19 protein-coding genes are annotated in these 22,850 nt (G+C 74.9%); 15 read left to right on the top strand and 4 right to left on the bottom strand.

The window, feature by feature from the left end; all coding sequences use genetic code 11:
- The first annotated feature begins 90 nt into the window (after positions 1 to 90).
- Entirely contained in the window at positions 91 to 1,884 is a 1,794-nt protein-coding gene (locus J1G43_RS12080; protein ID WP_207341403.1) for a proline--tRNA ligase, read from the top strand.
- A gap of 141 nt (positions 1,885 to 2,025) precedes the next feature.
- Here J1G43_RS12080 and J1G43_RS12075 read toward each other — a convergent pair whose 3' ends face one another.
- Complete coding sequence (locus J1G43_RS12075) at positions 2,026 to 3,132, bottom strand: DUF4439 domain-containing protein (protein WP_207378516.1); 1,107 nt, start codon at positions 3,130 to 3,132, stop codon at positions 2,026 to 2,028.
- 140 nt (positions 3,133 to 3,272) lie between these two features.
- Between J1G43_RS12075 and rimP the strand changes: the two genes are divergently transcribed.
- The 14 genes from rimP (at position 3,273) to J1G43_RS12005 (ending at position 21,172) form a co-directional block, all read left to right on the top strand.
- Positions 3,273 to 3,839, top strand: a complete 567-nt coding sequence (gene rimP / locus J1G43_RS12070; RefSeq protein WP_207341401.1) for a ribosome maturation factor RimP — start codon at positions 3,273 to 3,275, stop codon at positions 3,837 to 3,839.
- Between the two features lies 1 nt (position 3,840).
- Positions 3,841 to 4,896, top strand: a complete 1,056-nt coding sequence (gene nusA, locus J1G43_RS12065; RefSeq protein ID WP_207341400.1) for a transcription termination factor NusA — start codon at positions 3,841 to 3,843, stop codon at positions 4,894 to 4,896.
- 158 nt (positions 4,897 to 5,054) lie between these two features.
- Positions 5,055 to 5,366: a YlxR family protein gene (locus tag J1G43_RS12060; protein ID WP_307859571.1), complete on the top strand. Its 312-nt coding sequence runs from the start codon at positions 5,055 to 5,057 to the stop codon at positions 5,364 to 5,366.
- Positions 5,367 to 5,436: 70 nt separating this feature from the next.
- On the top strand, positions 5,437 to 8,376 hold the full coding sequence (gene infB, locus J1G43_RS12055; protein ID WP_207341398.1) for a translation initiation factor IF-2: 2,940 nt from the start codon (positions 5,437 to 5,439) through the stop codon (positions 8,374 to 8,376).
- Positions 8,377 to 8,549: 173 nt separating this feature from the next.
- Positions 8,550 to 8,987, top strand: coding sequence for a 30S ribosome-binding factor RbfA (rbfA, locus tag J1G43_RS12050; RefSeq protein WP_207341397.1), 438 nt, complete (start codon positions 8,550 to 8,552; stop codon positions 8,985 to 8,987).
- 241 nt (positions 8,988 to 9,228) lie between these two features.
- A complete protein-coding gene (gene truB / locus J1G43_RS12045; RefSeq protein ID WP_207378515.1) occupies positions 9,229 to 10,188 on the top strand; it encodes a tRNA pseudouridine(55) synthase TruB in 960 nt (319 codons plus the stop codon).
- 152 nt (positions 10,189 to 10,340) lie between these two features.
- Complete coding sequence (locus tag J1G43_RS12040) at positions 10,341 to 13,637, top strand: glycoside hydrolase family 9 protein (RefSeq protein WP_207378514.1); 3,297 nt, start codon at positions 10,341 to 10,343, stop codon at positions 13,635 to 13,637.
- 122 nt (positions 13,638 to 13,759) lie between these two features.
- Positions 13,760 to 14,764: a bifunctional riboflavin kinase/FAD synthetase gene (locus J1G43_RS12035; RefSeq protein ID WP_207378513.1), complete on the top strand. Its 1,005-nt coding sequence runs from the start codon at positions 13,760 to 13,762 to the stop codon at positions 14,762 to 14,764.
- A gap of 116 nt (positions 14,765 to 14,880) precedes the next feature.
- On the top strand, positions 14,881 to 15,150 hold the full coding sequence (rpsO, locus tag J1G43_RS12030) for a 30S ribosomal protein S15 (protein WP_207341393.1): 270 nt from the start codon (positions 14,881 to 14,883) through the stop codon (positions 15,148 to 15,150).
- Positions 15,151 to 15,394: 244 nt separating this feature from the next.
- Positions 15,395 to 17,629, top strand: a complete 2,235-nt coding sequence (locus tag J1G43_RS12025; RefSeq protein ID WP_207370713.1) for a polyribonucleotide nucleotidyltransferase — start codon at positions 15,395 to 15,397, stop codon at positions 17,627 to 17,629.
- A gap of 1 nt (position 17,630) precedes the next feature.
- The gene (locus J1G43_RS12020) at positions 17,631 to 18,953 is read left to right on the top strand and encodes a pitrilysin family protein (RefSeq protein ID WP_207341391.1); all 1,323 of its coding nucleotides are present in this window, start codon (positions 17,631 to 17,633) and stop codon (positions 18,951 to 18,953) included.
- A gap of 38 nt (positions 18,954 to 18,991) precedes the next feature.
- The gene (locus J1G43_RS12015) at positions 18,992 to 19,825 is read left to right on the top strand and encodes a helix-turn-helix transcriptional regulator (protein ID WP_207378512.1); all 834 of its coding nucleotides are present in this window, start codon (positions 18,992 to 18,994) and stop codon (positions 19,823 to 19,825) included.
- Positions 19,826 to 19,925: 100 nt separating this feature from the next.
- Positions 19,926 to 20,684 carry a 4-hydroxy-tetrahydrodipicolinate reductase gene (gene dapB / locus J1G43_RS12010; protein ID WP_207341389.1) on the top strand — a complete coding sequence of 253 codons (759 nt, stop codon included), beginning with the start codon at positions 19,926 to 19,928 and terminating at the stop codon, positions 20,682 to 20,684.
- Positions 20,681 to 21,172, top strand: coding sequence for a hypothetical protein (locus J1G43_RS12005; protein ID WP_207378511.1), 492 nt, complete (start codon positions 20,681 to 20,683; stop codon positions 21,170 to 21,172). Before dapB ends, J1G43_RS12005 begins: the two co-directional genes overlap by 4 nt.
- Positions 21,173 to 21,223: 51 nt before the next feature.
- On the opposite strand, the gene J1G43_RS12000 is transcribed toward J1G43_RS12005, so the two are convergent.
- The 3 genes from J1G43_RS12000 to J1G43_RS11990 are packed head-to-tail and all read right to left on the bottom strand — an operon-like array spanning position 21,224 to position 22,823.
- Positions 21,224 to 21,775 (bottom strand): GNAT family N-acetyltransferase, encoded by a 552-nt coding sequence (locus tag J1G43_RS12000; RefSeq protein ID WP_207341387.1) that lies wholly within the window; start codon positions 21,773 to 21,775, stop codon positions 21,224 to 21,226.
- Between the two features lie 41 nt (positions 21,776 to 21,816).
- The gene (locus J1G43_RS11995; protein WP_207378510.1) at positions 21,817 to 22,131 is read right to left on the bottom strand and encodes an AzlD domain-containing protein; all 315 of its coding nucleotides are present in this window, start codon (positions 22,129 to 22,131) and stop codon (positions 21,817 to 21,819) included.
- A complete protein-coding gene (locus J1G43_RS11990; RefSeq protein ID WP_249670845.1) occupies positions 22,128 to 22,823 on the bottom strand; it encodes an AzlC family ABC transporter permease in 696 nt (231 codons plus the stop codon). Before J1G43_RS11990 ends, J1G43_RS11995 begins: the two co-directional genes overlap by 4 nt.
- Between the last annotated feature and the right edge of the window lie 27 nt (positions 22,824 to 22,850).

The following is a 22,850-nucleotide window of genomic DNA, read 5'->3' as shown; positions in this document are numbered from 1 at the left end:
CAGCGCCCGTGCTCCGTCGCCGGTGCACGCCGGGCGCCGCCGCCCGTGGGCCGTGCGAATGCGCTCGGCGTGCGCACTAGGCTCGTCGTCATGCTCCTGCGCATGTCCACCCTGTTCCTCCGTACCCTGCGCGAGGACCCCGCCGACGCCGAGGTCGCCAGCCACCGGCTGCTCGTGCGCGCGGGGTACATCCGTCGCGCCGCCCCCGGCATCTACACCTGGCTCCCGCTGGGCCTGCGGGTCCTGTCGAAGGTCGAGCAGGTGGTCCGTGAGGAGATGGCGGCGATCGGTGCGCAGGAGGTGCACTTCCCGGCGCTGCTGCCCAAGGAGCCCTACGAGGCGACGGGGCGCTGGTCCGAGTACGGGCCGAACATCTTCCGCCTCAAGGACCGCAAGGGCGCCGACTACCTGCTCGCCCCCACGCACGAGGAGATGTTCACGCTCCTGGTCAAGGACCTGTACTCGTCGTACAAGGACCTTCCGGCGGCCCTGTACCAGATCCAGACGAAGTACCGCGACGAGGCCCGGCCGCGCGCCGGCCTCATCCGCGGGCGCGAGTTCGTCATGAAGGACGCGTACTCGTTCGACGTCGACGACGAGGGCCTCGCGGCGTCCTACGAGGCGCAGCGCGGTGCCTACCAGCGGATCTTCGACCGGCTGGGGCTCGAGTACGTCATCGTCGCCGCGACCTCCGGCGCCATGGGCGGCTCGCGGTCCGAGGAGTTCCTCGCCCCGATGGCCATCGGGGAGGACACGTTCGTGCGCTCGCCCGGCGGGTACGCGGCGAACGTCGAGGCGGTCACCACCGTCGTGCCCGACGCGATCGACTGGTCCGACGCGCCCGCCGCGCACGTCGAGGACACCCCGGACACGCCCACGATCGACTCGCTCGTCGCGCTCGCCAACGAGCGCCTGCCGCGGGACGACCGGCCGTGGACGGCCGCCGACACGCTCAAGAACGTCGTCGTCGCGCTCGTGCAGCCCACCGGGGAGCGCGAGCTGCTCGTCGTCGGCCTGCCCGGTGACCGCGAGGTCGACCTCAAGCGGCTCGAGGCCGCCGTCGCGCCCGCCGAGGTCGAGCCCGCCGGCGACGCCGACTTCGCTGCCCACCCCGAGCTGGTCCGCGGGTACATCGGCCCGTCCGTGCTCGGTCCCAACGTGCCCGTCGCGGACGGCGAGGAGCGCACCGCGGTGCGGTACCTCCTCGACCCCCGCGTGGTGGCCGGCACCCGCTGGATCACCGGGGCGAACGAGCCCGGGCGGCACGTCTTCGACCTGGTCGCCGGCCGGGACTTCACCGCCGACGGCACGGTCGAGGCGGCCGAGGTGCGCGCGGGCGACCCCGCGCCCGACGGGTCGGGACCGCTCGAGCTCGCGCGCGGCATCGAGATCGGCCACATCTTCCAGCTGGGTCGCAAGTACGCGCAGGCCCTCGGCCTGACGGTGCTCGACCAGAACGGCAAGTCCCAGGTCGTCACCATGGGCTCGTACGGCATCGGGGTGACCCGCGTCCTGGCGGCGCTCGCCGAGGCCAACCACGACGACCGAGGGCTCGCGTGGCCGGCGGACGTCGCGCCCGCGCACGTCCACGTCGTCGCCACGGGCAAGGACGCCGCCGTGTTCGAGGCGGCCGAGGCGCTGGCCACGACGCTGTCGGCGCGCGGCGTCGAGGTGCTCTACGACGACCGGCCCAAGGTCTCGCCCGGCGTGAAGTTCGCCGACGCGGAGCTGTTGGGCGTCCCGCTCGTCGTCGTCGTGGGGCGGGGCCTGGCCGAGGGTGTGGTCGAGGTCCGCCCCCGGGTCGGCGGCACCCCCGAGCAGGTCCCCGTCGCCACGGCGGCCGACCGCGTCGCCGAGATGGTCGACGAGCTGGTCGCCGGCTGACGTCCCCCGGCCGGGGGGGCCCGCTGGTGGGCCCGCCGCGCGCGCCGCCGCGGGGGGCGGGGGGGGGGGCCCCCCCACGTCCGGGCCGGAACCGTCCGCCCGGGTCCCGGTGGTCAGGCGACCGGGGCGGGTGCCGGCGGGTCAGCCGACGGGGGGCGTCGCGAGCTCGGGCATGCCGGGGAAGGGGACCGGGGCGGCGCCCCAGGCGACCGCCGCGGCCGTCGCCGTGCGCAACGACGCGATCGCCTCCGCCCGCGCACCCGCCGGCGCGTCGTCCACGGCCTGTGCGGAGGCGTCGGCGACGGCCTGCTCCAGCGTGCGCGGCAGGGCGTCCGCCACCGTCGGGTCGTCCAGCCCGCCGGGCAGGGCGTACGCGGACCGGCGCGGGTCGGTCGGCTGGCCGACGACGCCGGCGGTCGCGGCCCACGCGTCCGACGCCCGGCGGTGCCCGTCGGCGGCCGCCAGGAGGGTGGCCCGCCGCTCGTCGGTGGTGCGGGCGGCGAGGACGGCGAGCGTCCACGCGGCCTCGTCGTGCGCCAGCGCCAGTGCCTTCGCACCCGCCGAGGCCGCGGGCGTCGCGTCACCGGGTGCCGCACCGCCGGTGGGCGCGGCACCGGGTGGCGTGACCGTGGGGTCCGCGGTGGCCGTCGCCGCCGTGCCCGCCGTGCCGTCGGGTGCCGCGAGGGCCGGGTCGGGGCGAGGCACACCCGTCACCGCGGCGAGCCGGTCGGCCAGCGCATCGCGCGCCACGGACACCGACGCGACCAGCCGGGCCAGCGCACCGTCGGGCACGTCGTCCGCGTCGTCCGCCGCGCGTGCCGCGTCGTCAACCAGTGCGCTGAGCACGCCGGTGACGTCCGTCACCGCGGGCGACGTCGCGGCCGGCGCGGGGGTGGGCGTCGCGTCCGGCAGCCCGGAGTCGTAGACCCCGCCGAGCGCCTCGACGTGCTGGTCCGAGAACGTGGCGACGTCGTCCAGGACGGCCCTGGTCGCCTCGTCGGCGGACGGCGCGGCGGCCCGCGCGGCGTCCGCCAGCGCGAGGGCGTCGTCCACCGTCCGCGCCCGGACCTGCTCGATCGCGTCCGGGGAGGGCTCCGCCGGCGGCGGTGACTCGAGCCGCACGCCGCAGCCCCCGAGGGCGAGCGCGCCCGCCACCAGGGTGGCCGCCAGGCGCAGCACGGGTGCGCGCCGGCGCGCTTCCGGGCGCGCGGTCGGGGGTGCGGGGTGCGGGGTGCGGTGGCGGTCCATCGGGCGCGATCCTGCCATGCCCGCCGCCTCCGGCCCGGCACGTCCGGTGGGGGCGCCGGGAGTCGTTACCCTGGTTCCACAACGTCACAGGGTCGCCGCCTGCGCCCCACCGTGCAGGAGAGTCGACAGGAGGCCGGGTCATGGGCGCGCCAGCCACCGCACCCCGGGTGCGGGAGATCGTGGAGGCAGCCGTGACCGGCGCCGGTCTGCTGCTCGACGACCTCCAGGTCGCCGGCAGCGGGCGTGGCACGGTCGTGCGCGTGGTCGTCGACCTGCGCGACGAGGACCCGGGCACGCTCGACCTCGACCGGGTGGGTGACGTCACGCGCGCCGTGTCGGACGCGCTCGACGCCGCCGACGTGCTGCCCGCGGCCTACACGCTGGAGGTCGGCAGCCCCGGCGCAGAACGTCCGCTGACGGCCGCACGGCACTGGCGGCGGGCCCGGGGTCGCACCGTGGTGGTGCGGCGCACCGACGGGCGCACGCTCACCGGCCGCCTGGAGCAGGTCGGCGACGGCGAGCGGCCGGACCTCGTGGTGGTGCCGGTGACGGCCCCCGGCAAGGGCCGCCGGCCCGTGCAGGGCGCGCCCGTGACGCTGGCCTGGGACGACGTGCGGGACGCACGGGTGCAGGTGGACCTCGCCGCGGTGCGCGACGCCGAGGACGACGACGACGCGGTCTCTCGGGACGGCGCAGGAAGGGGCTGACGTGGACATCGACATGCAGGCGCTGCGACTCATCGAGCGCGAGCGGGAGATCAGCCTCGACGTGCTCGTCGAGGCCATCGAGCAGGCGCTGCTCTCCGCCTACCACCGGACGCCCGGTGCGCAGGCGCGCGCGCGGGTCGAGCTGGACCGGCGCAGCGGCCACGTGACCGTCTGGGCGCGCGACCCGCTGCCGGAGGACGCGGAGCCCGGCACGCCGGACACCCCGGAGTACGAGGACACCCCCGCAGGCTTCGGCCGCATCGCGACCGCGACCGCGCGCCAGGTCATCGTGCAGCGGCTGCGCGACGCCGAGGACGACCAGGTGCTCGGCACGTTCCGCAGCAAGGCGGGCGAGGTGCTCGGCGGCGTCATCCAGCAGGGACGCGACCCGCGCACCGTGCTCGTCGACGTCGGCGGCGTCGAGGCCGTCCTGCCGGCGCACGAGCAGGTGCCGGGGGAGCGGTACGTGCACGGCGAGCGGCTGCGGGCCTACGTGCTCGACGTCGCCCGCGGCCAGCGGGGGCCGCAGATCACGCTGTCGCGCACGCACCCGAACCTGGTGCGCAAGCTGTTCGCCCTCGAGGTGCCGGAGATCGCCGACGGCACGGTGGAGATCACCGCCATGGCCCGCGAGGCCGGTCACCGGACCAAGATGGCTGTGCGCGCGAACGTGCCCGGCGTGAACGCCAAGGGTGCGTGCATCGGCCCCATGGGTGGGCGCGTGCGCGCCGTCATGGCCGAGCTCCACGGCGAGAAGATCGACATCGTCGACCACTCCGACGACCCCGCCGAGATGATCGCGCACGCGCTCTCGCCGGCACGTGTGCTCGACGTCACGATCGTCGACCCGGTCGCCCGTGCGGCACGGGTCGTCGTCCCCGACTACCAGCTGTCCCTCGCCATCGGCAAGGAGGGTCAGAACGCCCGTCTGGCCGCGAAGCTGACCGGTTGGCGCATCGACATCCGGTCCGACGCGGAGCCCGCGGCGGGCGCCGCACCCGGGTCCTCCCGCGGTGCCGACGACCCGGCTGCGGGGGCGTCCGGTCCCGTCCGGTGACCAGGCGCGCTAGACTCTCTGAGGCTGGGCCGGCTGCCCGGCTCTCTTCGCCGAGCAGGCGGAACCCCGATCCCGCGCCCCAGGCGCCAGAACCGGGTCCCGTCCGCACGTGCGTGGGGTGCCGTGCGACCGGCCTCAGGTCGGCCCTGCTGAGGGTGGTGCTGTCCGACGACGGCGCGGGTGATCCCGTGCTCGTGGTGGACGAGCGCCGCCGGATGCCGGGCCGGGGTGCGTGGCTGCACCCCGACCAGCGTTGCCTCGAGCTCGCCGTACGACGGCGGGCCTTCGGCCGGGCGCTGCGGCACACCGGCCCCCTGGGGGTCGATGTCGTGGAGCAGGTCGTCACGCGGCTCGCCGCGCAGGATCAGCCACAGCACAGCACCACGGTGCCGGGACCGACTCCGGTACCGACCGTCGACCGGGAAAGCGGGTTGGAAGCCGATGGCTACCCGATGAGCACGCACCGATGAGTACCCAGCGATGAGTACCTCGCACTAACGACGGTCCGACCCTGTCCGGGCGGACCAGGACAGGAGAGATGTGGCCAAGGTCCGCGTCTACGAGCTCGCGAAGGAGCTCGGGGTCGACAGCAAGACCATCATGACCAAGCTCAACGAGCTCGGAGAGTTCGTCCGCTCGGCGTCATCGACGATCGAGCCCCCCGTCGTGCGCAAGCTGCGCGACACCTACCCGGTGGGAGGCTCGGGCAAGCCCGCAGCGCGCCCCGCCGCGCCGCAGGCGCCCGCACCGTCCGGGGGCACGCCCGCCCCGGCACCGGCGCGTCCCGCGGCACCGGCCGCTCCCGCACCGGCTGCTCCGGCGCCGGCCGCGGCAGCACCGCAGGCCCCGGCACCGCAGGCTCCGGCCGCCCAGGCTCCGGCGCCGCAGGCACCGGCCCCCCAGGCGCCGGCCCCCCAGGCGCCGGCCCCCCAGGCTCCCGCCGCCCAGACCCCGGCCCCGCGCGCGGCCGCACCGGCCAACCCCGGTGCCCGTCCGTCGCAGCCGGCCCCGCAGGGTGCCCGTCCCGGCGCGCCCCGTCCGCCGCAGAGCGGTGGCCAGGGTGGTGCCCGTCCCGGTGCCCCGCGTCCCGCGGCGCGTCCGGGCAACAACCCGTTCGCCCCGGCCCAGGGCATGCCCCGCCAGGGTGAGCGCCCCGGCGGACCGCGTCCCGGTGGCCCGCGTCCGGGCAACAACCCCTTCGCCCCGTCGCAGGGCATGCCGCGTCCCGGTGACCGTCGTCCGGCACCCGCCGAGGGTGCGCCCGCTGCGGCGGCCGGCGAGCGCCCGGGCGGTCCTCGTCCTGGTGGTCCGCGTCCCGGCGGTCCCCGCCCCAACCCGGGCATGATGCCCGGTCGTACGCAGAGCGGCGTCGGTCGCCCCGGTGAGCGTCCGGCACCCGCCGGTCGCGGGGGTGGCGGTCGTCCCGGTGGCGGTGGCGGCGGCTACGGCGCCCGTCCCGGTGGCGGTGCACCCGGTGGTGGCGGCGGTTTCGCCGGTCGTCCCGGTGGTGGCGGCGGTCGTCCCGGCGGCGCCGGTCGCGGCTCGACCCAGGGTGCGTTCGGTCGCGCCGGGGGTCGTCCGGTCCGTGGGCGCAAGTCCAAGCGGGCGAAGCGCCAGGAGTTCGAGCAGATGCAGGCGCCGTCGCTGGGCGGCGTGTCCGTCCCGCGCGGCAACGGCAAGACGGTCGTCCGCCTGCGCCACGGCTCGTCGCTGAACGACTTCGCCGACAAGATCGACGCCAACCCGGCGTCGCTCGTCACCGTGCTGTTCCACCTCGGTGAGATGGCGACGGCGACGCAGTCGCTCGACGAGGACACGTTCGGCGCGCTCGCGTCCGAGCTCGGCTACGTCATCGAGATGGTGTCGGCCGAGGAGGAGGACCGCGAGCTGCTCGGGGCCTTCGACATCGACCTGGAGGCCGAGCTCGAGGCCGAGGGTGACGAGGTCCTGGAGGCGCGGCCGCCGGTCGTCACCGTCATGGGTCACGTCGACCACGGCAAGACCAAGCTCCTCGACGCCATCCGGTCCACGGACGTCGTCGCGGGCGAGGCCGGCGGCATCACCCAGCACATCGGTGCGTACCAGGTGCGCGCCGAGCACGAGGGTGTCGAGCGGGCCATCACGTTCATCGACACCCCGGGTCACGAGGCGTTCACCGCCATGCGTGCCCGTGGTGCCCAGGTCACCGACATCGCGATCCTCGTGGTCGCGGCGGACGACGGCGTGATGCCCCAGACGATCGAGGCGCTCAACCACGCGCAGTCGGCGAACGTGCCGATCGTCGTCGCGGTCAACAAGGTGGACAAGGAGGGGGCGAACCCCGACAAGATCCGCCAGCAGCTCACCGAGTACAACCTGGTGGCCGAGGAGTACGGCGGCGACACGATGTTCGTCGACGTCTCCGCCAAGCAGCTCCAGGGGATCGACCAGCTGCTCGAGGCCGTCCTGCTCACCGCGGACGCGGCCCTCGACCTGCGCGCCAACCCCGACAAGGATGCGCGCGGCGTCGCGATCGAGGCCAACCTCGACAAGGGTCGCGGTGCGGTCGCCACGGTGCTGGTCCAGTCCGGTTCGCTGCACGTCGGTGACGCGATCGTCGCCGGCACGGCGCACGGCCGCGTCCGGGCCATGCTCGACGAGCACGGCGAGAACCTCACGGAGGCGGGTCCCGCCCGTCCCGTGCAGGTGCTGGGGCTGTCCTCGGTGCCCCGCGCGGGCGACACGTTCCTCGTGGCGCCCGACGAGCGCACCGCGCGTCAGATCGCCGAGAAGCGCGAGTCGGCCGAGCGTGCCGCCCTCCTGGCCAAGCGTCGCAAGCGCATCAGCCTCGAGGACTTCACGCAGGCTCTGCAGCAGGGCAAGGTCGAGACCCTCAACCTCGTCCTCAAGGGCGACGTGTCCGGTGCCGTCGAGGCACTCGAGGACGCGCTGCTCAAGATCGACGTCGGCGACGAGGTCGAGCTGCGCGTCATCCACCGCGGTGTGGGTGCCATCACGCAGAACGACGTCAACCTGGCCACGGTCGACAACGCGATCATCATCGGCTTCAACGTGAAGCTGGCGCCGCGTGTCGAGGAGCTGGCGGACCGCGAGGGCGTCGACGTGCGCTTCTACTCGGTCATCTACCAGGCGATCGACGACGTCGAGGCAGCCCTCAAGGGGATGCTCAAGCCGGAGTACGAGGAGGCACAGCTCGGCTCGGCCGAGGTGCGCGAGATCTTCCGCTCCTCCAAGTTCGGCAACATCGCCGGGTGCATCGTGCGCTCGGGCGAGATCCGACGGAACACGAAGGCGCGCGTGCTCCGCAAGGGCAAGATCATCGGGGACAACCTGACGATCGAGTCGCTCAAGCGGTTCAAGGACGACGCGACCGAGGTCCGCGAGGGCTACGAGTGCGGTATCGGTCTCGGGTCGTTCAACGACCTGCAGCTCGAGGACGTCATCGAGACGTTCGAGATGCGGGAGAAGCCGCGTAGCTGACGATGTCGAGGTCGTCTCCGGACGACCTCCGGGAGGGGACGGCGGGCCTACCGCGGGCCTGGCGGCCCGTGCCAGGCCCACCACGGCCCGCCGTCCCCTCCCTCCGGTCGTCCTCGTGAGTTCGTCACCCCTCGTCACCCACGCGGTGAGGAGGTCTAGGGAAAGGCGGCGGAATGGCCGACACAGGGCGGGCGCGGAAGCTGGCCGAGCGGGTCCAGCAGGTGGTCGCGCAGATGATCGACACGCGGGTCAAGGACCCGCGGCTCGGGTTCGTGACGGTGACGGACGTCCGTGTCACCGGCGACCTGCAGCACGCGGACGTGTACTACACGGTCCTCGGCGACGCCGAGGCGCGCGAGGGCTCCGCGAAGGCGCTGGAGAGCGCCAAGGGCCTCATCCGCTCCGAGGTGGGCAAGCAGACGGGCATCCGGCTGACGCCCACCCTCGCATTCCACCTCGACGCGGTGCCGGAGACGGCGGCGCACCTCGAGCAGGCGCTGTCCGAGGCGGCCCGGCGGGACGCCGAGGTGGCGCGGCTCGCCGCGAGCGCGCGGTACGCCGGCGAGGCCGACCCGTACCGTCGCGACGACGACGAGACCGGCACGGACTGAGCACCCTCGACGGGCCCCGCGCCCCGGCCACGTGCCGGCGCGGGGCCCGTCGTCGTCCCCGGCCGGGTCGCCGTGCCGCGTCGTCGTCGCGGTGCCGTCCCGGCGCCGTCCCGGTGTCGTCGTCCGTCGTCCCGGTGCGGGCTCCCGGTGCAGCGGTGGACGCACCCGCGTGCGGCACGCCGTGGGTCCGCCGCTAGCCTGGCCGGATGCCGACCGCACCGCACCACGTCCCGGCGTCCGCATGACCGCCCACGCGGGCCGGGGCGACGCCCGGCAGTCCGGGCCGCGCCGCCCGACCGCCGACGACGGGCTGCTCGTCGTCGACAAGCCCGCGGGGTGGACCAGCCACGACGTGGTCGCCCGCGTGCGGCGGCTGGCGGCGACCCGGAAGGTCGGGCACGCCGGCACGCTGGACCCCATGGCGACCGGCGTCCTGGTCCTCGGCATCGGCAGGGCCACCCGGCTGCTCACGTACGTCACCGGGGCGGACAAGGACTACGCGGCCACCGTGCGCCTGGGCGTGGCCACGACGACGGACGACGCGGAGGGTGAGGTCGTGGCGCGGGTCGACGCGTCGGCGGTCCCGCGGGCCGACCTGCTCGCCCGGGTCGCGGAGCTGACCGGTGACATCCGCCAGGTCCCCAGCACGGTGTCGGCGATCAAGGTCGACGGGCAGCGCGCCTACGCGCGCGTGCGCGCCGGTGAGGACGTCGAGCTGGCCGCGCGTCCCGTGCACGTCGCCCGGTTCGAGGTCGTGGCCGCACGCACCGACGTCGACGACGGCGTCCCGGTGCTGGACGTCGACGTCGAGGTCACCTGCTCGTCCGGGACGTACGTGCGGGCGCTGGCGCGGGACCTCGGGGACGCCCTGGGCGTCGGCGGCCACCTCACGGCCCTGCGCCGCACGCGCGTCGGCGGGTTCGGGCTGGCGCAGGCGCGCACCCTCGACGACCTCGGCGCGACGCCGGACGACGTGGCGGTGCCCGTGGTGCCGTTGGCGGAGGCGGCCCGCGGGGTGCTCCCCGTCCGGGAGCTCACGGAGCCTGAGGCGCGTGCGCTGTCCTACGGGCAGGGCGTGGACGCGCACGACGGGCCCGACGGTCCGCTGGCGGCGATCGCGCCCGACGGGACGCTGGTGGCCGTGGTGGAACGGCGGGGCGCCCGCCTGCGACCGGCGGTGGTGTTCGCGCCGGCGTCCTGACCTGGCACAGGACGGGCCGAAACGATTCGCGCAGGGCCGGGTCCGGACCGCGTCTTCCGGTTCGTCCGGTTCGCCCGTAGCCTGTCGCCCGCAGGACGAGCGCCCGGCACGCCGAGGTGTGGGAGCGCTTCTAGTCACCCCGGGGAGACGACGTGGTTTCTCGAAAGACACGGCGCGCGGTGCGCGCGGCGACGGCGATCGGCAGCGCGGCGGTGCTCGCGGCGGTCGGTCTGCTGCCCGCGGTCGCGGTCGACGACACCTTCGACGACGGACCCGGCGCGTGGATCGCGTACGGCACCGACGGCGGGATCGACACGAGCAGCGGCGCGCTGTGCGTGGACGTGCCCGCCGGCTCGGCGCAGTACGGGGTCGGCGTGGTGCTCAACGGCGTGGCCGTGGAGGAGGGTGCGACGTACACGCTCGCCTACACGGCCGCCGCGACCACCGACGTGACGATCCGCGCCGTGGTCGGACAGAACGGTGCGCCGTACGGCACCGTGCTGGACACGAGCCCGGCGCTCACCGCCGAGCCGACCGCCGTCGAGGAGACGTTCACCGCCATCGCGTCGTACCCCGCCACGCCGACCGACGAGTCCCCCGACGGGCAGATCGCCTTCCAGCTGGGCGGCGTCACCCCCGAGGCGTGGACCTTCTGCCTCGACGACGTGTCGCTGAGCAGCGACAGCGAGCTGCTGCCCCACACCTCGTTCGCGGAGAGCCTGGGCCCCTGGAGCCTGTACGGCACGGGCGACCCGACGTTCGCCGACGGTGAGATGTGCGTCGAGGTGCCCGGGGGCAACGTGAACCCCTGGGACGCCGGCCTGTCGTTCACCGGCCTGCCGATCGAGGAGGGCCAGAACTACGTGCTGTCCCTGACGGGGCGCACGGAGCCCGCCACGCCGGTGCGCGTGATCGTCGGCGAGGGCGGCGGCGCGTACCGCACGGCGTTCGAGCAGTCGGCGGCTCCGCTGACCGAGGAGCGCACCACACTGTCGTACCCCTTCACCGCGGGGCTGACGTTCCCCGCCGACGGTGACGCGCCCGGCCAGGTCGCGCTCCACCTCGGCAAGGCCGCGCCGTACACGTTCTGCCTCTCGGAGGTCTCGTTGAGCACGTCCGCCACGCCGCCCCCGCCCTACGAGCCGGACACCGGCCCGCGGGTCCGCGTCAACCAGGTCGGCTACCTGCCGCAGGCGGTCAAGCGCGCGACGCTCGTCACCGACGCGACGGAGGCGGTCGAGTGGCAGCTGCTGGACGCGGACGGCGAGCAGGTCGCGCAGGGCGAGTCCGAGCCGGTCGGCCCGGACGCGTCCTCGGGCGAGAACGTCCACGTGATCGACTTCTCCGACGTCACGACCACGGGGTCGGACCTCACCCTCGTCGCCGACGGCGAGACCAGCCACCCGTTCGCGATCGCGACGGACCTGTACTCCCAGCTCCGGTACGACGCGCTGAACTACTTCTACCTGGCGCGGTCGGGCATCGACATCGAGGCCTCGATCGTCGGCGAGGAGTACGCCCGGGAGGCGGGGCACGTGGGGGTCGCCCCCAACCAGGGCGACACCGACGTGCCGTGCATCGGACCGCGCGACTACTACGACGGCTGGACCTGCGACTACACGCTCGACGTCACGGGCGGCTGGTACGACGCGGGTGACCACGGCAAGTACGTCGTCAACGGCGGCATCGCCGTCGCCCAGCTGCTCTCGACGTACGAGCGCACGCTGACCGCACCCGGCGCCCGCGCCGGCGCGCTCGACGACGGCACGCTCGACCTGCCCGAGCACGGCAACGGCGTGCCCGACGTGCTCGACGAGGCGCGCTGGGAGCTCGAGTGGATGCTGAAGATGGTGGCCCCGTCCGGTGAGTACGCCGGCATGGTGCACCACAAGATCCACGACGAGGGCTGGACCGGGCTGCCGCTGGCGCCCGCCGACGACCCGCAGGCGCGGTCCCTGCACCGGCCGTCCACCGCGGCGACGCTCAACCTCGCGGCGGTCGCCGCGCAGGGTGCGCGCCTGTTCGCCGACATCGACCCGGAGTTCGCCGCGACCCTCCTGACCACGGCGCGCAGCACGTACGAGGCGGCGCTCGCGCACCCCGACGTCTACGCGCCCGCCGCTGCCGGCAGCGACGGCGGCGGCCCGTACGACGACACGGACGTCAGCGACGAGTTCTACTGGGCGGCGGCCGAGCTGTACGTCACGACCGGGGAGGACCGGTACGCGGCGGACGTCACGGCGAGCCCGCACCACACCGGCGACGTCTTCGGGCCCGGCGGGTTCTTTTGGGGCGGCACGGCCGCGCTGGGCCGCCTCACGCTCGCGACGGTCCCGAACGGGCTGCCCGACCGTGCGGACGTGCGTGCGTCCGTCGTGGCCGCCGCGGACCGGTACCTCGAGGCCCAGGCCCAGCAGCCGTGGGGCTCGGTCTACTCGCCCACCGACGGGGTGTACGACTGGGGCTCGAACTCGTCGGTGACCAACGTCCTCGTGGTGGTCGCGACGGCGTACGACCTCACGGGCGACGAGACCTACCTGCAGGGGACCCTGGAGGGGCTGGACTACCTGTTCGGTCGCAACGCGCTCAACCGGTCGTACGTGACCGGCTGGGGAACGGTCTTCTCGCAGAACCAGCACTCCCGCTGGTTCGCGCACCAGCTCGACCCGTCCCTGCCCAACCCCCCGAAGGGCTCGCTCGCCGGGGGTCCCAACTCGATCCGCGGCACGTGGGACCCCACCATGCAGGCGACGCTCCCCGAGGACTGCGCCCCGGCGACGTGCTACCTGGACGAGATCAGCTCGTGGGCCTCCAACGAGATCACGGTCAACTGGAACTCGTCGCTCTCCTGGGTCGCGTCGTTCGCCGCGGACCAGCAGGACGGTGCGCCCGCCGCGGCCGCCCCGGTGGTGACCACGCACCCGGTCGACGTGACGGCCGCACTGGGCACGACCGCGACCTTCACGGCGGCCGCGACCGGTGCGCCGGCGCCCGACGTGCGCTGGCAGGTCCGCTCCGGCGGGACGTGGCGGGACGTGCCCGGCGCGACCGGCACCACCCTGCAGGTCGTCGCGACGTCGGCGAACGCCGGTGCGCAGTACCGGGCGGTGTTCACCAACGCCTCGGGCACCGTCACCACCACCGCCGCGCGGCTGCTGGTGCCCCAGCAGGCGCCGTCCGTGGTCCGGCACCCCACCGACACGGCGGGCCGGGTCGGCACCTTCGTGGAGTTCAGCGCCGCCGCCAGCGGGCAGCCTGCACCCACCGTGCAGTGGCAGTGGCGCTGGGGGAGGGGCCCGTGGCTCCCGGTGCCCTTCGCCCGCAGCACCACGCTGCGCGTGCTGGTGACGCCGCTCGCCCTCGGGACGGAGTACCGCGCGGTGTTCCGCAACCCCGCCGGCACGGCCGTCACCGACGGCGCCCGCCTCACGCCGCGGTTCGGTCGCTGACGCGCACCGCCGGTCCCCGGGCGCGCCCGCCCGAGGACCGGCGGTGCGGGGCGTCCCCCGCGTCGTGGCAGGCTTGTCCGCCGGGACCCGCGACGGGCGGGTGCGGTGGAACGGGAGCTGGTGTGCAGGTCTGGACCGACGTGTCGCAGGTGCCCCCCGGGTGGGGGCCTTCCGTGGTCACGCTCGGGAACTTCGACGGCGTGCACCGGGGGCACGTCGCGGTCCTGACCCGCATGGTCGACGACGCGCGCGCGGTCGGCGCGCACGCCGTCGCCGTGACGTTCACGCCGCACCCCGCCCAGGTCCACCGGCCGGACGAGGCACCCGAGCTGCTGCTCGGTGACGCGGACCGGCTCGAGCTGCTCGCGGCCACCGGGCTCGACGCCGTCCTGCTCGTGCCGTACACGCTCGGGTTCGCGCGCCAGAGCCCCGAGGAGTTCGTGCAGCGCTACCTGGTGGCGGCGCTGCGGGCGCGCACCGTGGTCGTCGGCCACGACGTGCGCTTCGGCTGGCAGAACTCGGGCGACCTGACGACCATGCGCCGGCTGGGGGAGCGGTACGGGTTCACGGTCGACGTCATCGACGACGTGCGCCCCGGCGGCGCCGTCGAGGACACCCCCGCGCACCGCCGCTGGTCGTCGACGTGGGTGCGCGAGCTCCTGGCGCGTGGCGCGGTCGAGGAGGCGGCGCAGGTGCTCGGCCGGCTGCACCGCGTCCGGGGCGTCGTCGTGCACGGCGACGCGCGCGGGCGCGAGCTGGGGTACCCGACCGCCAACCTCGGCGACACGGTGGGCATGGTGCCCGCGGACGGCGTCTACGCCGGGTGGTTGCGGCGTGCGGAGCGCCGTCCCGACGGGCTGCCGGTGCCGGCCGCCGACCGCCTCCTGCCCGTCGCCGTCTCGATCGGCACCAACCCGACCTTCGGCGGCCGCGGTCGCCGGGTCGAGGCCTACGTGCTCGACCGCACCGACCTCGACCTGTACGACGAGGAGGTCGTGCTCGAGCTCGTCGCGCGGCTGCGCCCGACGGTGCGCTTCGACACGGTCGACGCGTTGCTCGAGCAGATGGCGCAGGACGTGCGCGACGTCCGCCGCGAGCTCCGCACGGGTGCACCCGGCACCGCATGACGAGGTGAGCGGCGTGTCCTGGTAGTCTGGGCGAGCCGTACGACCGGCCGCGGACCGAGAGAGCCCGGGTGGACATGCCCCGGCGCACCGCGCAACGAGAATCCTGAGGAGACCCTGTGCCGCTCGACAGTGCCATCAAGCAGTCCATCATGACCGAGTACGCCACCCACGAGGGTGACACCGGTTCGCCGGAGGTCCAGATCGCGGTCCTGACGCAGCGGATCAAGGACCTCACGGAGCACCTGAAGACCCACAAGCACGACCACCACAGCCGCCGCGGGCTGCTGCTCCTCGTCGGGCGCCGTCGCCGGCTGCTCGGCTACCTGCAGAAGGTCGACATCAACCGCTACCGTGCGCTCATCGAGCGCCTCGGCCTGCGCCGCTGAACGACCCGCACCAGCCCGGACCGTGTCGGTCCGGGCTGGTCCTGCGTCGGGCCCCGTCCCCCCGGACGGGCTGACGCGGGTCCGCACGACACGCACCACCTGCACCACCGCACGACCAGCACAACCACCGCGCCGACCCCGCTCGTCCGGTCCTCGGTAGTGGCCCCCGGAACATGTGTCCGGGCGCCACGGTCGAAGACCGCCGCGGGGCAGGGCGGCGCCTTCGAGAACAAGGAGGGCACCCATGGAGGGTCCCGAGATCCAGTTCGCCGAGGCCACGATCGACAACGGTCGCTTCGGCACCCGCACCGTCCGCTTCGAGACCGGCCGGCTGGCCAAGCAGGCCGCCGGCGCGGCCGTCGCGTACCTCGACGACGACACGATGCTGCTGTCGGCCACCACGGCCGGCAAGCACCCGCGTGAGCAGTTCGACTTCTTCCCCCTGACGGTCGACGTCGAGGAGCGCCAGTACGCCGCCGGCAAGATCCCCGGCTCGTTCTTCCGCCGCGAGGGCCGTCCCTCGACCGAGGCGATCCTGGCCTGCCGCCTGATCGACCGCCCGCTGCGTCCCCTGTTCGTCAAGGGCCTGCGCAACGAGGTCCAGGTCGTCGTGACGGTCCTGTCGATCAACCCCGACGACGCGTACGACGTGCTCGCGATCAACGCGGCGTCGATGTCGACCCAGCTGTCCGGCCTGCCGTTCTCCGGCCCCGTCGCCGCGACGCGCCTCTCGCTCGTCGACGGCCACTGGGTCGCGTTCCCGCGCTACTCCGAGCGCGTGCGCTCGACGTTCGACATGGTCGTGGCGGGGCGCATCGTCGGTGACGACGTCGCGATCGCCATGATCGAGGCCGAGGCGCCCGAGGGTGCCTGGAACCTCATCCACGGCGGCGGCGGCACCGTGCCGACCGAGGACGTCGTGGCGCAGGGCCTCGAGGCCGCCAAGCCGTCCATCCGCGCGCTGGCCGAGGCGCAGCAGCAGCTCGCCGGCCAGGCCGCCAAGGAGACCCAGGTCTTCCCGACGTTCCCGGACTACCAGCCCGACGCGTACGCCGCCGTCGAGCAGGCCGCCACGGCGCGCCTGTCCGAGGCGCTGTCGATCGCCGACAAGCAGCAGCGCGAGGGCCGTCTCGACGAGATCAAGGCCGAGGTCCAGGGCGAGCTCGCCGAGCAGTTCGAGGGCCGCGACAAGGAGATCTCCGCCGCGTACCGCTCGGTCCAGAAGGCGCTCATCCGCCAGCGGATCCTCACCGACGGCTTCCGCATCGACGGCCGCGGGCTGCGCGACATCCGCACGCTGTCGGCAGAGGTCGAGGTGCTGCCCCGCACGCACGGCTCCGCGCTGTTCGAGCGTGGCGAGACGCAGATCCTCGGTGTCACCACGCTGAACATGCTGCGCATGGAGCAGCAGATCGACTCGCTGTCGCCCGAGACGCGCAAGCGCTACATGCACCACTACAACTTCCCGCCGTTCTCCACGGGCGAGACGGGCCGCGTCGGTTCGCCGAAGCGCCGCGAGATCGGCCACGGCGCGCTCGCCGAGCGTGCGATCGTCCCGGTGCTGCCGGCCCGCGAGGACTTCCCCTACGCGATCCGCCAGGTGTCCGAGGCGCTGGGCTCCAACGGCTCGACGTCCATGGGCTCGGTCTGCGCCGCGACCCTGTCGCTGCTCAACGCCGGTGTGCCGCTGCGCGCGCCCGTCGCCGGCATCGCCATGGGCCTGGTGTCCGACACGGTCGACGGTGAGACCCGCTACGCGGCGCTCACCGACATCCTGGGCGCCGAGGACGCGTTCGGCGACATGGACTTCAAGATCGCCGGCACGCGCGAGTTCGTCACGGCCATCCAGCTCGACACCAAGCTCGACGGCATCCCCGCCTCGGTGCTCGGCGGCGCGCTGACCCAGGCCAAGGAGGCTCGCCTGGCGATCCTCGACGTCATCGCCGAGGCGATCGACGTGCCGGACGAGATGAGCCCGTTCGCTCCCCGCGTCATCTCCGTGAAGGTGCCGGTCGACAAGATCGGCGAGGTCATCGGCCCGAAGGGCAAGATGATCAACCAGATCCAGGAGGAGACCGGCGCCGACATCTCCATCGAGGACGACGGCACGGTCTACATCGGCGCCACCGACGGACCGTCGGCGGAGGCCGCGCGGGCCGCGATCAACGCGATCGCGAACCCGCACATGCCCGAGATCGGCGAGCGCTTCGTCGGTACCGTGGTGAAGACCACGACGTTCGGCGCGTTCATCTCGCTGTCGCCCGGCAAGGACGGTCTGCTGCACATCTCGCAGATCCGCAAGCTGGTCGGCGGCAAGCGGGTCGAGAACGTCGAGGACGTGCTGGCCATCGGCCAGAAGGTCCAGGTCGAGATCGGTGAGATCGACCCGCGCGGCAAGCTCTCGCTGCACGCGGTGCTCGACGAGTCCCAGGCTGAGGGCGGCGACCAGGCCGCCGAGCCGGCGACCGCCGACGCCTGACGTGCCGCAGCAGCTCCCGCTCGTCGCACCCGGGTCGCCGGGTGCGGAGCTCGTCGTCGGGCAGGAGGGTGGCGCCGCCGTGCGGCGCACCGTCCTGCCCGGCGGCGTCCGGGTCCTCACCGAGCACATGCCCGGCATGCGCTCGGCGACCGTCGGCGCCTGGGTCGGCGTCGGGTCCCGGGACGAGACGTCGGGCCACTTCGGCTCGACGCACTTCCTCGAGCACCTGCTGTTCAAGGGCACGGCGCGGCGCACCGCGATGGACATCGCGGAGGCGTTCGACGCCGTCGGTGGTGAGGCCAACGCCGCCACCGGCAAGGAGCACACGTGCTACTACGCACGGGTGCTCGACACCGACGTCCCGATGGCGGTGGACGTCATCGCGGACATGGTGACCTCGGCGCGGCTCGACCCCGCCGAGCTCGAGACCGAGCGCGGGGTGATCCTCGAGGAGCTCGCGATGAACGACGACGACCCGTCGGACGTCGCCCACGAGCAGTTCGCGACCGCGGTCTTCGGGGACACGCCGCTGGGGCGGCCCATCGGGGGCACGCCCCAGGCGATCCGCTCGGTCCCGCGCGACGCGGTCTGGGAGCACTACCGCGAGCACTACCGGCCCGAGACCCTCGTGGTGACGGCTGCCGGTGGCGTCGACCACGACGCGCTCTGCGCGCAGGTCGAGGCGGCGCTGCGCACGGGTGGCTGGGAGCTGGGCACCACCGACGTGCCCGCCGGACGCCGGGTGGGTGCCACGGCGTCGCCGACGGGCGGCGCGGAGCTCACCATCCGTCGCACGACGGAGCAGGCGAACGTCATCGTGGGCGGGACCTGCCTGAACGCGACCGACGAGCGGCGGTTCGTGCTCTCGGTGCTGAACGCCGCCCTGGGTGGGGGCATGTCCTCGCGGCTGTTCCAGGAGGTGCGCGAGAAGCGCGGCCTGGCGTACTCGACGTACTCGTTCGCCAGCGGTCACGCCGAGACGGGCCTGTTCGGCCTCTACGCGGGCTGCACCCCGGCGCGGGTCGACGAGGTCACGGCGCTCATGGTGCACGAGCTCGAGCGCATGGCGGACGAGCCGATGGGTGCGGCCGAGCTGGCCCGCTGCATCGGACAGCTGTGCGGCGGGCTGGTGCTCGGCATGGAGGACACGGGGTCGCGCATGAGCCGGCTCGGGAAGGCCGAGCTGGTGCACGGCGAGCTGCTCGACATCGACGAGTCGCTGGCGCGGGTCCGCGCGGTCACCGCTCAGCAGGTCCAGGCGCTGGCGGGCGAGCTGGCCGCTGCGCCGCGCAGCGTGGTGCGGGTCGGTCCCTTCGGGGACTGACGGTCCCGTGGTGCCCCGCGGTCGGGGCATGATGGGGCATGCCCGTCGCCGTGGACTCCTACCGTCGGTTCGCCGTGCCCAGCGCCCTCGCGGGGGTGGCCGAGCACGCCTGGGTCGCCCGCCACGCCGCGGGCCGCGCGCACGCCGAGGTGCTGCTGCCGGACGGTCGGGGTCTGCTGCAGATCGTTCGCGGTACCGGCGGCGCGAACGTCGAGCCGCTGACCGGGCAGCGGACGCCCGACCGTGACGGGGTTCGGGGCGCCTGGACCCACGCGGTCGTCGGCGAGCAGACGGGCCCCGTGGCCCGGCTGGGGGTGCAGCTGCACCCTGCCGGCCTCGCGCGGTTGCGCGACGAGCGCCCGACCGCCGACACGTGGCTGCCGCCGACCGCTGTCCTCGACGAGGCCACCGTCGCCGCGGCCGGGGAGCAGCTCGCCGCGGGGGAGGACGACGCGGCGGTGGCGACGGTCCTCGGGGCGCTGGCGGCACGGCCCCGGCGCAGCAGCGCCGACCTCGACCACCTCGACGACGCGCTGGCGTTCGTCGACGAGCGCCGCGGCCTGGTGCGGGCGACCGACGTCGCACGGGAGGTCGGCACCAGCCTGGGGGAGCTGCACCGGTGGTGCACCCACCTGCTGGGCACGAGCCCGGCGCAGTACCTCTCCGCCGTGAGGTTCAGCACCTTCGTGCGGGAGGCGGTGGGTGCCGGACCGGTCGACGCGGCCGCGACGGTCGCGGCGATCGAGTGGTACGTCGCGGCGGGCTACCAGCCCCGGGAGGTGGAGCGGTTCACCGGACTCCCGCCGGTCGAGCTGCGGCGGCTCGCCGAGCACCTCGCGCAGCGGTTCGGTCCCGGAGCGCTCGCGCGCTGAGGGGCGCGTCGGACGTCCGGCCGGGGCGGGCGGGGTCGCAGGCGTGCGGGCCGCGGACGCACCGCGACCCGCCGGTGCGCGGCGACTAGGGTGGCCTGCCGTGAGCGAACCGATCCGCGTGGCCGTGCTGGGCGCCTCCGGGCGCATGGGGGCGCAGACCGTGCGCGCCGTGCAGGGGGCCGACGGCCTCGAGCTGGTGGCCGCCCTCGACGCGGGTGACGACCTGCGAGCCGTGACCGACGCCGGCGCGCAGGTCGCCGTCGACTTCACGGTGCCGGCCGTGACGGAGCAGCACGTGCACGCCCTGGTGGACCAGGGAGTGCACGCGGTCGTGGGGACGACGGGCTGGGACGACGCGTCGCTCGGGCGGGTGCGCGACCACCTGACCCGGGCGCCCGGCGTCGGGGTCGTGGTGGCGCCCAACTTCGCGCTGGGCGCGGTCCTGGCCATGACGTTCGCGCGGCAGGCCGCCCGCTGGTTCGAGTCCGCCGAGGTCGTCGAGCTGCACCACCCCGACAAGGTCGACGCACCGTCGGGCACCGCTCGGCACACAGCGCAGGGCATCGCCGCGGCACGTGCCGCCGCGGGCCTCGGGCCCGTGCCCGACGCGACCGCCCAGGCGCTGGACGGGGCACGGGGTGCGGACGTCGACGGCGTGCGCGTGCACGCCGTGCGCCTGCGGGGCCTCGTCGCGCACGAGGAGATCCTGCTGGGCAACCCCGGCGAGATGCTGACGATCCGGCACGACTCGTTCGACCGGAGCAGCTTCATGCCCGGGGTCCTGCTCGCCGTGCGCCGGGTGGCGGACCGGCCCGGCCTCACCGTGGGGCTCGAGCACCTGCTGGACCTCCCCGCATGACCGACGGACCCGCGGCACGCCGTCGCCGCACCGGCCTGCTCGCGGCGGTCGGGCTGACGGCACTGCTGGCGATCTACGTCTGGCTGGTCGCCCTGCGGGCGGTGCAGCTCATCGGCACGGGGCAGACGGTCGGCGTGGTGCTCGGCGTCGCCCTGCTGGTCGCGCCGCTGCTGGTGCTCGCCCTCATCACCCGGGAGTGGCTGCTGGCGATCGACGTGCAGCGCATGGCCGACGAGCTGGCGGCGACGGGTGACCTGCCCGTCGACGACCTGCCGCGCTCGCCGAGCGGCCGCATCGACCGGGCGGCGGCGCGGGCGGCGTTCGCGCCCCACCGCGAGCAGGTCGAGGCGGACCCCGGTGACTGGCGCGGCTGGTACCGGCTGGCGTTCGCGTACGACGCGGCCGGGGACCGGTCGCGCGCGCGGTCGGCGCTACGCACCGCCAGCCGGTTGCACCGGGGCAAGGGCGCGGCCGCGGACCTGCCCTGACGGGGCGGCCGGGCCGCCGCGGGGACGTCGCGACACGGGCCGGTGTGGTCTTCAGATGCCGGCGTACCAGCGGCGCTCGGTGACGACGTGCGCCTCCTCGTCGGGTCCGGGTCCCGTCGCGAGGCGGCGGCTGCGACCGTCGGGCCCGAGCCCTGCGCCGGAAAGGAAGCGCTCGCGCGCCGCGTCCCCCTCGACCACCCACGTCTGCACCTGGTCGGCGCCGTCCGCGCGGAGCAGGTCGACCGCGGCCGCCAGCAGGCGGGACCCGTGCCCGGCGCGCTGGTCCGGCGGGTCGACCTCGAGGGCGAGGACCACACCGCCGGGGGCCTGCATCGGGTCGGGCGGGGCGACGGGGGCGACCGACGCGACCCCGACGACGCGGGGTCCGTCGCACGCGACGAGCACGTGGTACCCCGGCCCGGGCGGCGCCGTCACGGCCTGCCGCCACCGCTCGACGAACGCCTGCTCGTCGAGCGAGTCGAGCACGACCTCGCCGAGCACGTCGACGTGGGAGGCACGCCACGCGGCGAGCTGGATGCGCGCGATGCGCTCCTCGTCCCCCGGGACGGCGGGGCGGACGGAGACGTCAGCGGTGGGCAGCACCCGGTGAGCCTAACCCTGCCGGTCGACGCCCCGGCCGCCCGTCACGGCATGCCGAGCAGGCGCAGACCGGCCGCGGTCGCCGCGGCGAGCAGCACGACGACGACGAACGGCGCACGCAGCACCAGCGCGACGGCCGCCACGGCCAGTGCGGGCAGCCGCGCGTCCAGCACGACGCGTCCGCCGTCGGTGGCGGCCTGCACGGCGACGAGCGCCGAGAGCAGCGCGACGGTGACGAGGGCGGCCACACGTGCGACCCGTGGCTGGGCGAGCCAGTGCTCCGGCAGGACGTGGCCCGCGAGCTTGATGGCGAGGCACGCCAGGCCCGCGAGCAGCACGGCGCCCCACAGCGCGGTCATGCTCCCGCTCCCGGTGCGGGCGGGCGCCGGGTCGTGACGAGGCCGACGACCACGGCCACCAGCGCGGCCAGCAGCACCGGGACACCGGCGGGCAGCAGCGGCGTGGTCGCCAGCGCCACGACGACCGCGGCCGCCGCCACCGCCTGCGCGGCCCGCCCCGCCAGGCGTGGCCACACCAGCGCGAGGAACGCGGCTGCCGCGGCGGCGTCGAGCCCGTAGGCGCGCGGGTCGCCGAGGCGGTCGCCGACGAGCGCCCCCAGCAGCGAGAACAGGTTCCACAACACGTAGACACCCACGCCGGTCCACCAGAAGCCGACCCGCGCGGCCGCCCGGGTCGGCTGGGCCGTCGCGACAGCCGTCGACTCGTCGATGGTCAGCTGCGCGGCCGGCAGGCGCCGGGACCACGGCAGGTCCAGCAGGGGCGTCAGCTGGGCGCCGTACAGCCCGTTGCGCGCGCCGAGGAGCGCGGCGGACGCGACGGCGGCACCCATGGCGCCGCCGCCGCCGACGACGCCGATGAAGGCGAACTGGGAGCCGCCCGAGAACATCAGCAGGCTCAGGGCCATCGTCTGCGGGACCGACAGGCCGGCGGCGACGGACAGCGCACCGAACGAGATGCCGTACAGCCCGGTGGCGACCGACACCGAGACCGCCTGCCGGCGCGCGGCGGAGGCGGGGTCGTGCGTGGTCACGTCCCCAGTCTCCCGCACGGCGGTGTG

The organism is Cellulomonas sp. zg-ZUI22 (assembly GCF_017353535.1).
GTDB classification, from domain to species: Bacteria; Actinomycetota; Actinomycetes; order Actinomycetales; family Cellulomonadaceae; genus Cellulomonas; species Cellulomonas wangleii.
This window is presented reverse-complemented; position numbering and strand designations above follow the sequence as displayed.